At 54.3% G+C, this 13,406-nt stretch carries 16 protein-coding genes; 1 reads left to right on the forward strand and 15 read right to left on the reverse strand.

Annotated features, from left to right (window positions below):
• Position 1: 1 nt before the first annotated feature.
• From HX823_RS24955 to HX823_RS25025, 15 genes are all read right to left on the reverse strand, one after another.
• The gene (locus HX823_RS24955; RefSeq protein ID WP_016978840.1) at positions 2 to 433 is read right to left on the reverse strand and encodes a RidA family protein; all 432 of its coding nucleotides are present in this window, start codon (positions 431 to 433) and stop codon (positions 2 to 4) included.
• Positions 430 to 1,209, reverse strand: coding sequence for a 2-keto-4-pentenoate hydratase (locus tag HX823_RS24960; protein ID WP_016978841.1), 780 nt, complete (start codon positions 1,207 to 1,209; stop codon positions 430 to 432). The genes HX823_RS24955 and HX823_RS24960 overlap by 4 nt, the downstream gene beginning before the upstream one ends.
• Positions 1,209 to 2,240 (reverse strand): 4-hydroxy-2-oxovalerate aldolase, encoded by a 1,032-nt coding sequence (dmpG, locus tag HX823_RS24965; protein WP_200864481.1) that lies wholly within the window; start codon positions 2,238 to 2,240, stop codon positions 1,209 to 1,211. Before dmpG ends, HX823_RS24960 begins: the two co-directional genes overlap by 1 nt.
• A gap of 4 nt (positions 2,241 to 2,244) precedes the next feature.
• Positions 2,245 to 3,189 carry an acetaldehyde dehydrogenase (acetylating) gene (locus HX823_RS24970; protein ID WP_016978843.1) on the reverse strand — a complete coding sequence of 315 codons (945 nt, stop codon included), beginning with the start codon at positions 3,187 to 3,189 and terminating at the stop codon, positions 2,245 to 2,247.
• Between the two features lie 5 nt (positions 3,190 to 3,194).
• Positions 3,195 to 3,986 (reverse strand): 2-keto-4-pentenoate hydratase, encoded by a 792-nt coding sequence (locus tag HX823_RS24975; protein WP_025999934.1) that lies wholly within the window; start codon positions 3,984 to 3,986, stop codon positions 3,195 to 3,197.
• 10 nt (positions 3,987 to 3,996) lie between these two features.
• Positions 3,997 to 4,389 carry a RidA family protein gene (locus HX823_RS24980; protein WP_200864483.1) on the reverse strand — a complete coding sequence of 131 codons (393 nt, stop codon included), beginning with the start codon at positions 4,387 to 4,389 and terminating at the stop codon, positions 3,997 to 3,999.
• Between the two features lie 11 nt (positions 4,390 to 4,400).
• On the reverse strand, positions 4,401 to 5,903 hold the full coding sequence (locus HX823_RS24985) for a 2-hydroxymuconic semialdehyde dehydrogenase (RefSeq protein WP_050572400.1): 1,503 nt from the start codon (positions 5,901 to 5,903) through the stop codon (positions 4,401 to 4,403).
• A gap of 178 nt (positions 5,904 to 6,081) precedes the next feature.
• Positions 6,082 to 6,792: an ABC transporter ATP-binding protein gene (locus HX823_RS24990; RefSeq protein ID WP_016978847.1), complete on the reverse strand. Its 711-nt coding sequence runs from the start codon at positions 6,790 to 6,792 to the stop codon at positions 6,082 to 6,084.
• On the reverse strand, positions 6,789 to 7,541 hold the full coding sequence (locus HX823_RS24995) for an ABC transporter ATP-binding protein (protein WP_016978848.1): 753 nt from the start codon (positions 7,539 to 7,541) through the stop codon (positions 6,789 to 6,791). Before HX823_RS24995 ends, HX823_RS24990 begins: the two co-directional genes overlap by 4 nt.
• On the reverse strand, positions 7,538 to 8,491 hold the full coding sequence (locus HX823_RS25000; RefSeq protein ID WP_050572401.1) for a branched-chain amino acid ABC transporter permease: 954 nt from the start codon (positions 8,489 to 8,491) through the stop codon (positions 7,538 to 7,540). The genes HX823_RS24995 and HX823_RS25000 overlap by 4 nt, the downstream gene beginning before the upstream one ends.
• Before the next feature lie 4 nt (positions 8,492 to 8,495).
• Positions 8,496 to 9,413: a branched-chain amino acid ABC transporter permease gene (locus HX823_RS25005; RefSeq protein WP_038844280.1), complete on the reverse strand. Its 918-nt coding sequence runs from the start codon at positions 9,411 to 9,413 to the stop codon at positions 8,496 to 8,498.
• Positions 9,410 to 10,018 carry an NADPH-dependent FMN reductase gene (locus HX823_RS25010; protein ID WP_025999937.1) on the reverse strand — a complete coding sequence of 203 codons (609 nt, stop codon included), beginning with the start codon at positions 10,016 to 10,018 and terminating at the stop codon, positions 9,410 to 9,412. The genes HX823_RS25005 and HX823_RS25010 overlap by 4 nt, the downstream gene beginning before the upstream one ends.
• A 55-nt stretch (positions 10,019 to 10,073) precedes the next feature.
• Positions 10,074 to 11,258: an ABC transporter substrate-binding protein gene (locus HX823_RS25015; RefSeq protein ID WP_218170005.1), complete on the reverse strand. Its 1,185-nt coding sequence runs from the start codon at positions 11,256 to 11,258 to the stop codon at positions 10,074 to 10,076.
• A gap of 47 nt (positions 11,259 to 11,305) precedes the next feature.
• Entirely contained in the window at positions 11,306 to 11,905 is a 600-nt protein-coding gene (locus HX823_RS25020) for a DUF4863 family protein (protein WP_016978852.1), read from the reverse strand.
• A 219-nt stretch (positions 11,906 to 12,124) separates the two neighbouring features.
• Complete coding sequence (locus HX823_RS25025) at positions 12,125 to 12,364, reverse strand: dihydrofolate reductase family protein (RefSeq protein WP_256262539.1); 240 nt, start codon at positions 12,362 to 12,364, stop codon at positions 12,125 to 12,127.
• A gap of 149 nt (positions 12,365 to 12,513) precedes the next feature.
• On the opposite strand from HX823_RS25025, the gene HX823_RS25030 reads away from it, so the two are divergent.
• Positions 12,514 to 13,164, forward strand: coding sequence for a flavin reductase family protein (locus HX823_RS25030; protein WP_016978854.1), 651 nt, complete (start codon positions 12,514 to 12,516; stop codon positions 13,162 to 13,164).
• The last annotated feature ends 242 nt before the right edge of the window (positions 13,165 to 13,406 follow it).

Below are 13,406 nucleotides of genomic sequence, written 5' to 3' on the forward strand. Positions count from 1 at the left end.
GTCAAACTCCCTTCTGTGACAACGGTTTATAGGCGACAGCTTTAATTTCGATAACCAAGTGTGGGTGCGGCAACTGGTGCACGGCGACGGTGGTTCGCGCCGGGCCTTCATAACCGAAATACGTGCCGTAAACTTGATTGTAACCGGCGAAGTCGTTCATGTTGACCAAGTACGTCGATATTTCGACCACGTCGTCTAACGTCGCGTCAACACTGCCAAGAATGTCTCGAATATTCTCGATGACCGCAGTGGTTTGCGCCACGATATCGAGATGCGTGGTCCCCATTTCATCCACTTCGACACCGACTAACGTATTGTCCGGGCGACGGGAACTTGTGCCTGAAACAAAAAGAAAATCGCCAGCACGCTTTACGTGGGGAAACTTTCCACGGGGCAGGGCTTTTCCTTCAACCAATTTCGCTTCAGTACTCATGCTCGCGCTCCCGTATAAAACTCGACACGTCCCAAAGAAGTAACTTCTGCGCTGACATGGGTGCCGGCGGTCAACGCCTGAGCGGCGGTGGCAGCGCCCGCCATAATCAAGGACCCCGCTGGGAGTACCATTTCTGCGCGTGCAGCCAAACGCGAGGCCTGCACGACACTGCGCAGCGGATCACCCAGGATGGCGCCGGTGCTGCCTATCTGCATGGGCCTGCCGTTGAAACGCATCGCCACTCCCAAGTTGGCCAAATCGGTGAGATTGCGCGACATGGCACCGATCACCAGGCCGGCGGAGGAGCAGTTATCAGCGACTACGTCTTCCAGCGTGAATTTAAAATTGCGGTAACGGGAATCGATAATTTCAATCGCTGGGGCAACACCTTCGAGGTAGGACGAGGCTTCCAGTAACGTCAGAGGTCGGTCGATGTCACGCTTGGTCAAAAAGCAGACTTCGGGTTCAGCACGCGGATGGATGAAGTCAGACAGGTCAATCACTGCTCCTTCTTCATACAACATCGCGTCGGTGAGAAGACCCCAAATCAGGCTGTCGACGCCCATCTGAATCATCTTCGCGCGGCTGGTGAAGCCCAGTTTGATGCCGACCGGCAATTCGCCGCGAGCATGACGCAAAGCAATCGACGTCCGCTGAATCTCATATGCTTCATTCAGATTGAACCCATGGACCGGGGTCAGCGGATCAATTTCTTCACGGTATCTGGCTGCGTTATCAAGCGCCGTTGAAATGGCATAAATGTCCAGGTTGCTCATCACTTACCCCCTCCTTTGCTCAGTAAATCCAGGGCGACATCAACGATCATGTCTTCCTGCCCCCCCACCATGCGCCGATTGCCCAGCTCGACCAGGATGTCGACGGCCGAAACGCCATAACGCGCCGAAGCTGCTTCTGCATGACGCAAAAAGCTTGAGTAGACACCGGCGTAACCCAGCGCGAGAGTTTCACGGTCTACCCGTACCGGGCGGTCCTGCAGGGGACGTACCAGATCGTCAGCGGCGTCCATCAAGGTGAACAGGTCAGTGCCATGGTTCCAGCCCAACTTGTCGATGGCGGCGATGAAGACTTCCAGCGGGGCGTTACCTGCCCCGGCACCCATACCGGCCAGCGAGGCGTCGACCCGGTCACAACCGTTTTCCACGGCGACAATCGAGTTTGCGACCCCCAACGACAGATTGTGGTGCGCATGCATGCCGGTTTGGGTCGAGGGGTCAAGGACGTCTTTGAAGGCTTTGAAGCGCTCGGCAATACCCTGCATCGACAAGGCGCCGCCCGAGTCCACGACGTACACACATTCAGCGCCGTAACCTTCCATGAGCTTGGCTTGCTCCGCGAGCTTCTGCGGAGTCGCCATGTGCGACATCATCAGAAAACCAACCGTGTCCATGCCCAATTTGCGAGCATGCTCAATGTGCTGGCGAGAGATATCGGCTTCCGTGCAATGGGTCGCAACCCTGACGGTGCGCACGCCTGCCTTGAACGCAGCATCAAGGTCATGAAGAGTGCCAATGCCTGGCAGCAGCAAGGTCGCGAGCTTGGCGTACTTGAGCACCGAGGCGGTCGCTTCAATCCACTCCAGATCGCTGTGGGCACCAAAGCCATAATTGAAGCTTGAACCGGCGAGCCCGTCGCCGTGAGCCACTTCGATGCTATCGACCTTCGCCACGTCGAGTGCTTTGGCAATGGACATGACGTGATCAAGCGAATACTGGTGACGAATTGCATGCATGCCGTCACGCAGGGTGACGTCCTGGATAAAGATTTTCTTGGCGCTATTCATAGTCATACCCCTACCCGGCCGCGATCATGTTGGCGGCAATCTGCTCAGCAGCGGCGAGCGCGGCAGACGTCATGATGTCGAGATTGCCTGCGTACGCGGGTAGGTAATGCGCCGCGCCTTCAATTTCCAGAAACACCGACACCTTGATGCCGGAGACCAGGCCAACGCCCGGAATATTGATGGGCTTGTCAGCGGGAATCGTGTCGAATTGCACGTCCTGTTTCATGCGGTAGCCCGGCACGTAAGCCGCTACGTCTTTAACCATCTGTTCGATGGATTCGCGGATCGCATTAGTGTCGGCATCGCCTTCGGCCAGGCACAGAACGGTGTCGCGCATCATCAACGGTGGTTCGGCCGGGTTTAGCACAATGATCGCTTTACCGTGTTCGGCACCGCCCACACTGACGATCGCATGGGAGGTGGTTTCGGTGAACTCATCGATATTGGCGCGGGTACCAGGGCCTGCAGATTTACTGGCAATCGAGGCCACGATTTCGGCGTAACGAACCCGAGTGACCCGCGATATGGCGCGCACCACAGGAATCGTTGCCTGACCACCGCAAGTCACCATGTTGATGTTGGTGCTCGCCAGGTGATCCCTCAGATTGACCACAGGCACCACGTAAGGACCGATAGCGGCAGGTGTTAGATCAATGACCTTGATCCCGTGCTGCTGCAGTATTTCGTTGTGCTTGGCGTGTGCACCGGCCGAGGTCGCGTCGAACACGATACGAATCTGCTCGAATCCTGTCAGGTTAACCAAACCGTTGATGCCTTCGTGAGTGGTGGCAACACCCATCCGTGCAGCGCGAGCCAAGCCATCGGAAGCTGCATCGATGCCCACCATTGCGCCCATCGCCAAGTGTTTTGAATTACGCAAGACCTTGATCATCAAATCGGTGCCGATGTTTCCGGAGCCGATAATGGCAACTTGTAGCCGAGTGTTCTGGTCCATGTCTGTTACTCCTCCGCAGGGGCGAAGGAGGCGCGAACGCGACCCAGGCCTTGGATATTGGCTTCAAAAATATCGCCAGAAGCCGCAGCAACCATAGGCCCGAGGGCCCCGGTCATGATGATGTCGCCTGGTTGCAGCGGTTGCCCAAGACGCGCCATGGTGTCGGCCAGCCAAACGGCAGCCAGCAGCGGATTGCCCATGCAGGCCGCACCCATTCCAACGCTGACCTGATCGCCACGGCGTTCCATGACCATGCCGCAGGCGACGATGTCGAATGCATCCAGCTTGACCGGACGCGAGCCCAGCACAAACAGTCCGCTGGACGCGTTATCGGCAATGGTATCGGTGAGTTTGATGTCCCAGTTCGCGACACGGCTGCCGACGATCTCTATGGCCGGAAGAGCAAATGCAGTAGCGCGGATAATGTCAGCGATCGTGTGTTTGCCCTGGTCCAGAGGACGCTCGATGACCAGCGCAATTTCCGCCTCGACCTTAGCTTGCAGCACCCGGCGGTTAGCGATTTCTTCGCCATCAGCCAGACACATGTCAGCGAACAACATGCCGAAATCCGGCTGGTCGACACCGAGCTGCTGCTGGACGACCTTGGAAGTGAGGCCGATTTTGCGACCGACCAGACGCCGACCCTCTTTGAGCCGACGCTCGGTGTTGATCTGCTGCACGGCATACGCCAGCTCAACGTCGTCAATCCCGATCAAGTCGCGGACAGGCTCGCAAGGTATTCCGTCCAGCTCCGCCTGCCATAACCTCGACGCGGCGAGTTCAATATTATTTTTCATGGCTTCTTGATCACTGTGATGATTTAACGAAGGAAAATTCAATTTCGACACTGGCACCCAAAGGCAGCGCACTGACGCCGACACTGGTCCTTGCCGGCGGTATCAAACCGCCGGAAAACAAGGTTTCCCAGGCCGCGTTGATCTCGGCGAATGCGTCAAAACGGGTGGTGTAGATTCGAGCGATAAGTAGATCGCCCAAGGTCAATCCATAATCAGGCAACGCACTTTGCAGATTCGCGAGGATGCGGCTGGTTTGCGCGCCGGGACCACCCTCGACCAATTGACCGGAGGCAGGATCCAACGCAATCATTCCGGAGACCTGATAGGTGCTACCGATCGCCACACAGGGCGAATAGTGAAAACGAGGTGCAGCAATGGCGCTCGATTGCAGGGTTCGACGCATGTCCATGCCCCTTAAAGCTTGATGCAGATGTTGGCGATGTCGGAGTAGAAGTCCATCGAGAAACGACCGCCTTCACGGCCCAGACCGGACAGCTTCACTCCGCCAAAAGGCGTGCGCAGGTCACGCAGGTACCAGGTATTAACCCAGACCAGGCCGACATGGATTTGCCGGGAAACACGATGAGCGCGGGAAAGATTGGTGGTCCAGATGGCGCAGGCGAGTCCGTAGTCGCTATCGTTGACGCGGCCAATGACTTCGTCCTCGTCATCAAACGGCGAGATGTGGCACACCGGGCCGAAGATCTCCTCGGTAACGCAGCGCGCCTGGTCTGACAGCCCGGTCCAGATCGTCGGCAACACGTAAGCGCCTTGATCGCGCTCATCGTTGAACTGAGGAACCCCACCGCCCGTGACAATCGTGGCGCCCTCTTCAACCGCCAATTGGTAGTACGACAGCACCTTGTCGCGATGCCCGTGGGAAATCAGAGGGCCCATACTGACGCCTTCTTGATCCGGATAACCCACAATCAATTTCTCAGTTTCAATCTTGAGTGCCGCGACAAACTTGTCGAAGATCGAACGATGAACGTACACACGCTCTGAACACAGGCAGACTTGTCCCGAGTTGGTAAAGGAAGAGCGCAAAACACCCGCTACAGCGGCATCAAAATCGGCGTCGGCAAAGACCACGGCGGCGTTCTTTCCGCCCAATTCGAACGACACCTCCTTGACACCATCGGCCACCGATTTCATGATCGCCGAACCGGTTTTCGACTCACCAGTAAAGGTCAAGGCACTGATACCGGGATGTTGTGTCAGAAACTCACCGGCCGAATCTTTACCAAATCCGTGAATCAAGTTGAATACGCCAGGTGGAACACCGGCGTCATGCATGACTTCGGCCAATAAAGTGGCAGACGACGGCGATTCTTCCGACGGCTTTGCGACCACGGTATTACCGCAGGCAAGAGCCGGCGCAACTTTCCAGGTAAACAACAGCAGCGGCAAGTTCCAGGGCGAGATAATCCCAATCACACCCAACGGCTTGCGCACGGTGTAGTTCAGCGCGCCCGCACCGTCCGCTGTAGCCATCTCAAACAAGTCGGTGTTGCTGGTCTTCGCCAAATCGGCAAAGGTCCGGAAGTTGGCGATGGCACGTGGAATATCGAGGGTCCGCGCCTGATGAACCGGACGACCAGTGTCGGCCACTTCCGCCGCCACGAACTCCTCGAATCGAGCTTGGATGCCATCAGCGATTTTGTGAATCACCGCCGCACGGTCATGGACGCTCAGCTTCCCCCACGGGCCTTTCAGCGCTTTTTGCGCAGCAACAACAGCATCGCTGACCTGCTTCGCATCCGCCTCGAACACATTGGAAACAAGTTCGCCATTCACCGGATTAATATTGGCGAAACTCGAGACAGAAGTAACAAAGTTACCGTCGACATAATTAAGCAGTTGACAAGGCACGGTGCCAGGCACAACACGTGATGCTTGATTCGATAAGGTATTCATAGTTTTCTGCTCTGCAGGGGGTTGCAAGATGGTTTTATTTTATCGATATGCGTAGAAAACCAAATTCAAAAGATCACGGTCATTTATTCGTGAAAGTAATAGCCACCTAAAAAAAAGCGAAGCTGGCCCAGGAGCAACCCTCTGGCCAACTCCACTAAAATAGAACTATTGATGGTATCTAGACGCCTAAATATCGCTGCCAAAGGCCTTTGTCCAGACTCAGTTCCTTTGAAGAACCCTGCCAGGCGACTTGGCCCTTTTCGATAATGGTGTGATGGTCAGCCAGAGCAATTAGCTTCTCGACGTATTTGTCGATCACCAGCACGGTCTGCCCGCTTTTTTTCAACGCGTGGAGACAAGCCCAGATTTCATCTCGAATCAGCGGTGCCAGGCCCTCAGTCGCTTCGTCCAGTATCAACAAGTAAGGATTAGTCATCAGCGCACGGCCGATGGCCAACATTTGTTGTTCGCCACCAGACAGCTGCGAACCCATGTTGCGCTCGCGCTCAGCCAGCCGTGGGAAAAAGTTGTAGACCTTGTCCAGCGTCCATGGCTCAGAGGATTTGTTGCGATTACAGGCAAAGGCCACCAGGTTTTCTTTCACCGTCAGGTTCGGAAAGATATGCCGCCCTTCTGGCACCACCGCAATACCCTTGCGCCCAATGGCGTCCGCCGATTTGCGCTCGATCAATTCACCGCGAAAACGAATTGATCCCGAGTTGACCGGCGTCAGTCCCAAAATAGAGCGCACGCTGGTAGTCTTGCCCATGCCGTTGCGGCCGAGCAAGGTCGACATTTCACCTTCCCTGATCTTCAAACTCACGCCAAACAGAATCTGGCTCTCGCCGTAAGAAGTTTCTACGTTGCTGACTTCAAGGATCGCACTCATACCGCCTCCTCGCCAAGGTAAGCTCTTTTGACTTCAGGGTCTTCCCGCACAGCGTTCGGCACACCGGTGGCAATGACTCGACCATAAACCAGCGCGGACATTCGGTCGGCGAGCCGGAACACCGCAGCCATATCGTGCTCGATGAGCAGCACGGTCGATTTACCCTTAAGCGCCATGAGCAACTCCACCATTTTTTCCGAGTCTTCAGGGCCCATACCGGCCATGGGTTCATCGAGCAATAACAATTTTGGGCGGGTCCCGAGTGTGATGCCCAATTCCAGTTGCCGTTGCTCACCGTGGGCCAGACTGCCGGCGATGGTTTTGGCCTTCGACGATAAACCAACCTGTTCGAGGATCTGGTGGGCTTCGTTAAATAACGCAGCCTCGGAAATAGCCGCTCGCCAAAACCGAAAACTGCTGCCACTGCGTGCCTGCACCGACAGCGCAACGTTATCCAACACCGTCAGTTTTTTAAAAATACTGGTGATCTGATAAGACCGAGCCAAACCAGCCGCCACGCGTTTGTGCATGGGCATGTCGAATATGTCGACACCGTCGAAAATCATCGTCCCTTCATCGGAGTTCAGCGCCCCGGAAATCTGATGAATGAGTGTGGTCTTGCCGGCACCGTTCGGGCCGATGAGTGCATGGATTTCACCGCTATGGATGGATAGGTTGGTGCCGTTGGTGGCGACCAGGCCACCAAAGCGTTTTACCAAATTGCGGATTTCCAGGAGCGGCTGGTTCATGAGGACACCTTCCTGCTAAATATTCCGGCGATGCCGGTTTGTGCAAACAGCACGACCAGCAGAAGAATGACGCCTAATGGCAATTGCCAATGAATTGTGTAGTTGGACAGCGTCTCCTCCAATATTAATAGCAACGCTGCACCGAAAACACCGCCATACAAATAACCCACCCCCCCCATAATCACCATAATCATCAGCGTACCGGACTGGGTCCAAAGCATCAGGTTAGGACTGATGAAGCCATTCTGGTTGGCGACCAGCGCACCGGCCAAACCTGCCAGTGCGCCGGACAAGGTGAAGGCCACCAGCTTGAAGCGAAACACCGGATAGCCGATGGATTCCATTCGCGATTCGTTTTCGCGAATCGACTGCAGTACCCGTCCAAAGCGCGCGTTGACCGTACGTTGCACGGCGAACATCACCACCACCGAGATCAATAACACGACGTAGTAGAAAGTGACGTCAGATGATAGATCAAGTCCCAGTGGCAGGGTCGAACGCCCAGCCAGGGACATGCCGTCATCACCACCAAATGCGGCCAGAGATTGAAAGATGTAGTACAGCATCTGGGCGAACGACAAGGTGATCATGATGAAATACACGCCGCGGGTGCGTAGTGAAATCAGCCCAATCAGCAGCGCGCACGCGGCGCTAATCGCCACTGCGGCCGGCCACGCAGTCCAGGCGGAACTGATGCCCATGTCCATCAAAATGGCCACTGTATAAGCGCCAATCCCGAAAAAACCGGCGTGCCCGAACGCCACTAGACCGCCGAAACCCAGGACCAGATTGAGGCTGGTGGCGGCCAGGGCAAAGATCATGATCCGAGTGGCGAACGTCATGTAAAACGTCTGATCCAGCACACTGGCTACCCAAGGTAATACCAGCAAAATAAGTAGCGCCACGGCAGCCACGCCGAGCCGAACGCTGTGGTGAAGGGTCGAGGTCATAGGGTCACCCACGCGCAGGGAACAGGCCTTGTGGCTTCCAGAACAAAACGGCAGCCATAAGAACATAAATGATGATGGAGGCCACGGCTGCACCAATCGAGGAGGTCACCGCCGGCGACAGAAACTTGCTCAGTAACAGCGGTAGCAACGAGCGACTCAGGGTATCGACCGCACCGATCAGTAGGGCACCGACAAATGCCCCCCTAATCGAGCCGATACCTCCGATGACCACCACCACGAAGGCCAAAATCAGAATGCTTTCACCCATCCCGACCTGCACCGCCAACAATGGACCGAGCATTGCGCCCGCCAAGGCGCACAGCGCTGCACCGATGCCGAACACGGCGGTGAACAACCATTTGATGTTCACACCCATGCTGGTCGCCATTTCGCGATTCGAAGCCCCAGCCCGTACCCACATACCCAAGCGGGTTTTGGCCACTAGGAAGTACATGGCAACCGCGACCACCAATCCCACACCGATAATCATTAATCGCTGCGCCGGGTACTGCAGGCCGGGCATCAATTCGACAGGATGCGTAAAGGCAACCGGCGTATTGAGTGGGATCGGCTGAGCCCCCCAGATCATCCGTACCGATTCGTTACAGATCAGAATCAGAGCGAAGGTCGCCAGCACCTGGGACAAGTGATCCCGTCGGTACAGCCTTCGGAACAGGCTCACCTCCAGTACCATTCCGATGATCGCAGTTGCCACCAGCGCCACAGGTACGCCGATGAAGTAAGAACCGCTCGCGTCAGTCACAGTCGCGGTCAAATAAGCCCCAATCATGTATAGCGAGCCGTGGGCCAGGTTGATCATGTCCATGATCCCGAACACCAAGGTCAACCCCGCTGCCAGCAGAAAAAGCATGAGTCCGAACTGCAATCCATTCAGCGCTTCCTCAATGATCAGGGTGCTCATCGCTCAACCTTGGACGCGTCAGTATTCGGGTGCAGTTTCGCGACTAGACCAATGAGATTCGACGTAAATTGATCGACCAGCTTCGCAGTGTTGGAATCGACAAAGGCGTCCGTCGGATCGAACGCGTTTTGCGCAGAAGCGATCGCGACGTCTTCGGCCAAAACCACAGCGCCCATTTTCGCCATAATTCCACGCAAGTCGATGATCCCACGCAGGCCGCCGAATGGGCTGAGCGACGCCGCCATCAAGCCAACCGCTTTACCGCGAAACGGCGCCAGACCTTCGACGCCGTTGGCAGGCCTGGAACACCAGTCCAGGGTGTTCTTCAACAGTGCACTCACCGATCCGTTATATTCCGGCGACGCAATTAGCAACCCGTCGTGGGTCAGCAGGAGTTCGCGCAATTGTACGGCGTTCTCCGGGACCCCCGATGTCGCTTCCAGATCGCCGTCATAGATCGGCAGCGGAAATTCACGCAAATCGATGTGCGTGACCTGCGCGCCGTGTTCCTGCGCGGCGGCCACGGCGAGATTCAGTAATTTAACGTTAAACGAGGCTTTTCGGGTACTGCCGGAAAACGCCAATATTTTATTTGTTGGTTTCATAAGGTTCTTTCCGTTTAGTCAAGGTGTACTGAATGAAGCGTCACTGATGACGGGGCTAAAGCTTGCAGGCACCGACATATGCGTCAGCGTGATTGTCGAAAATCGTCGCGATAGTTCTGTTAGTGATCAGCCCGGCATTGTCTTTCTGCACCTCGCGCAGATAGAAGGTGTCCATGGGGAACTGATTGGTATTAAATTTGAAATTGCCACGAAGCGATTTGAAATCAGTGGTCATCAAGGCGGTGTGCAGTGCTTCTTTATCAGTCAAATTGCCTTTGACGTCTCTCACAGCACTGTCCAGAAGCCGGACCACGTCATAGCCTTGAAAGGCGTACATGGTCGGGATTCGGCCATAGGCTTTTTTGAAGTCTGCAACGAAGGCATCATTTTGTGGGTTTTTCAAATCCCAGGCCCAGTGCGAAGCGTTTTTGAGACCAACGATGGGGGCACCCACGGCAGCAATCACGTCTTCATCAGCCGAGTGACCCGTCGAGAAATAGGGAATTTCCTTATCCAGGCCGGCACCCACATACTGTTTGATGAAGTTGATGCCCATACCACTTGGCAGATAGAAAAACACCGCATCCGGTTTGGTCGAGCGAATTTGTGCGAGCTCCGAGGCGAAGTCCAACTGCCCCAACTTCACATAAACCTCTGCAGCGACATCACCCTTGAAGAAACGCTTGAACCCTTCGAGGTTTTCTTTGCCGCCCGTGTAGTTTGGCGCAATAATGAATACTTTCTTATAGTGATTGGTAGTCATGTAGTTGCCCACCGCCTCACTCTGCCCATCGTTCTGCCAAGACAAACCAAAGAAGTACTTATTGCAACGCTCACCGGCAAACGCCGCCGGCCCCGCTGCCGCACTGATATAAAAGGTTTTAGATGCAAAGGCAGGCGGCCCCACGGCCAGCATGACGTTCGAATAAACAATACCGGTCAAGAAATCAACCTTATCTCGTTTGATCATTTTGTCGGCTAATTGCTTGCCAACATCGGGACTCGCCTGATCATCACCTTCCACTACTTCAACGGGTATTCCGCCGATTTTGTTCCCGCTCGTCTTTAACGCCAGATTAAAGCCATCACGGATCTCAAGCCCAAACCCAGAAAGAGGGCCGGACAGCGTACTGACAAAACCAATTTTTACGCTGTCAGCCGCCTGCACGGTCATGGTCATGGTCATGGTCATGGTCATGGTCAACACAGAGAGTAACGCGAACGCCGCGAACTTATTCATCACCTGTCCTTCTTTTATAATTATTGGGAGGCTATTAAATAAAATTATTACTTATGCCGTGGGGGATCCATGTATTCAATTTCTCCACCTGGGAGAAAGAACAGCATTGTGACTTTGCCACCTTTAACTGTTGGAAAATGCTGGCTGCCGGGTGCGAACACTTTCCATCCTGCACCGTTGCCACAGAAGGTTGCACCATCGTCCTCCGGTCCGATCATGTTGATCTCGCCTTGGGGGTGAAGGTGATAGTTGCCCAACACGTTCTTCAACATGCCGGTCTCTACGCTGTAACCATTAGCGTTCTCAGTCGACTTGGCCAGTTGCCCGCGGCGATAGTCCGGACCGTCGATTTCGGCGTAGCAGGCCCAGCCTTCCTCTATACCCACGCGCAACAGCCGAAGCAGCTCTGAATACACCTCAGAGGTTGCACCGAAACGCTGATTGAGCTCGATTTCCAACTGCTCATCCAACGGCTTGTCTTTAAGAAAGGACAATACCGAGGCGACTGCCGCCATCATCTCGGGCTTACTCGGCCCTGATGGCAGAACGTCCCCTTTTTCCTGCGAGCTTGGCATTGTCACTGGGGAAATGGACATAATGACTCCTTGCATTAAAAAGATTACCTTGCCATTAAAAGCTTTGTACATAAGGTTCCATGCAACGGTAAAGACAAAGGCAATTAGGCTGGCGAAATTCAGTTTATGGCGTTAAAAAAACAAGGACAAATCAAGATGTCGTGACCTACCATTACCAATGGTAATAGCCAGACCGCCTTTCACCATCAATGCACACAAATGAATCAAAATCACCAACCTGAGAATGCGCATACCGTAGCGCATGCGATACTTCTGACACGACAGAATCCATCACCCATGCCAATCATCAAAAAGGTAAGAATGATTTTCGATTGGACCAAAACTCCGGAGTGGCGATGAGAACGACGCCAGATGCGCTCCGCAGCCATCGACCAGGGGCAGAATCAGCACACTGATTTCATCTACCAGCCCGGCGTTCACGTACGAGCCACTGACGTGCGGACCGCCTTCGACGGTCAGGCGCTTGATGCCGACTCCAAACCTAGGCCTACCCAGACCGAAGGAACCCATCTCTGCTATTACCAATGGCTATATCAACTCCCTGCATTCTCATTGGAATTTGTAATATTCAAAAGCTAAAATCCAACCTAGTTGGTAATGTTGCTTCTTACAATAATTAGTTGATCGTGTGGCGCGAGAGCGCGAAACTGGAGATACGCATGACGCACATAGCCATGTCGGAACTGACCAATATGCAAAAATATTGGCTGATTACCGGGAGCGTGGGCCCCCGCCCCATTGCGCTGGTGACAAGTTTGAACAGCGAAGGGTTGTGCAATGCGGCACCTTATAGTGCCTTCAATTATATGGGCGAAGATCCCCCTCTGTTTGTTATTGCTGTCGATCACTATGGTGAGGAGAGTCATCGCCCAGGTGAAAAGAAAGACACTCTGAAAAATATCATCGAGCGCGAGCAATTCGTAGTCAACATGGTTGACGAGACCATCGCCGAACGAATGGTATTGTGCGGCAGTGATTTTCCCTCTCACATCTCAGAAGCAGACACGGTAGGTTTTGGCTTGACTCCTTCTACCTCGATTGATGTACCGCGCATCACCGATGCTCCCATCGCTTGGGAATGCAAGCTGTATAAAATTCTCGAGTTTTCGACACGGCGCTCCATCGTATTTGGTGAAATTGTCGCGATGTATTTTCGTGAAGACTTAATCGACGAAGAGAAACTTAGGGTTCGAGTGGATCGCTTTGAACCGTACGGACGGCTCGGCGGACCAAACTACTGCCGAACTACTGATCGTGTACGTCTAACCGTACCAACATTCTTGCCTTCAGCCGGTAAACCGAGAGAGTGACACCAGTCGTAAGTTTTTCGTCCAAAGTACCCGAACCGCATTACGCACCTTTTATCTTGCCCCTCTCTTGGCAAATACCTGATCCTACGCAGACTAAAGGCATTCTCAATACAACCTAAGAGTACCTTTTGTCTGCGTATCTCAAGAATACAACGGGCAACGACCTGCATGGGTTGGCTGCCCTTAGCCAGACTACAAATGATACGAACAGCGCCTAATGACTACGTCAACTATGCTCTCAA

Source organism: Pseudomonas sp. P7759 (assembly GCF_013386445.1).
GTDB lineage: Bacteria > Pseudomonadota > Gammaproteobacteria > Pseudomonadales > Pseudomonadaceae > Aquipseudomonas > Aquipseudomonas azotoformans_A.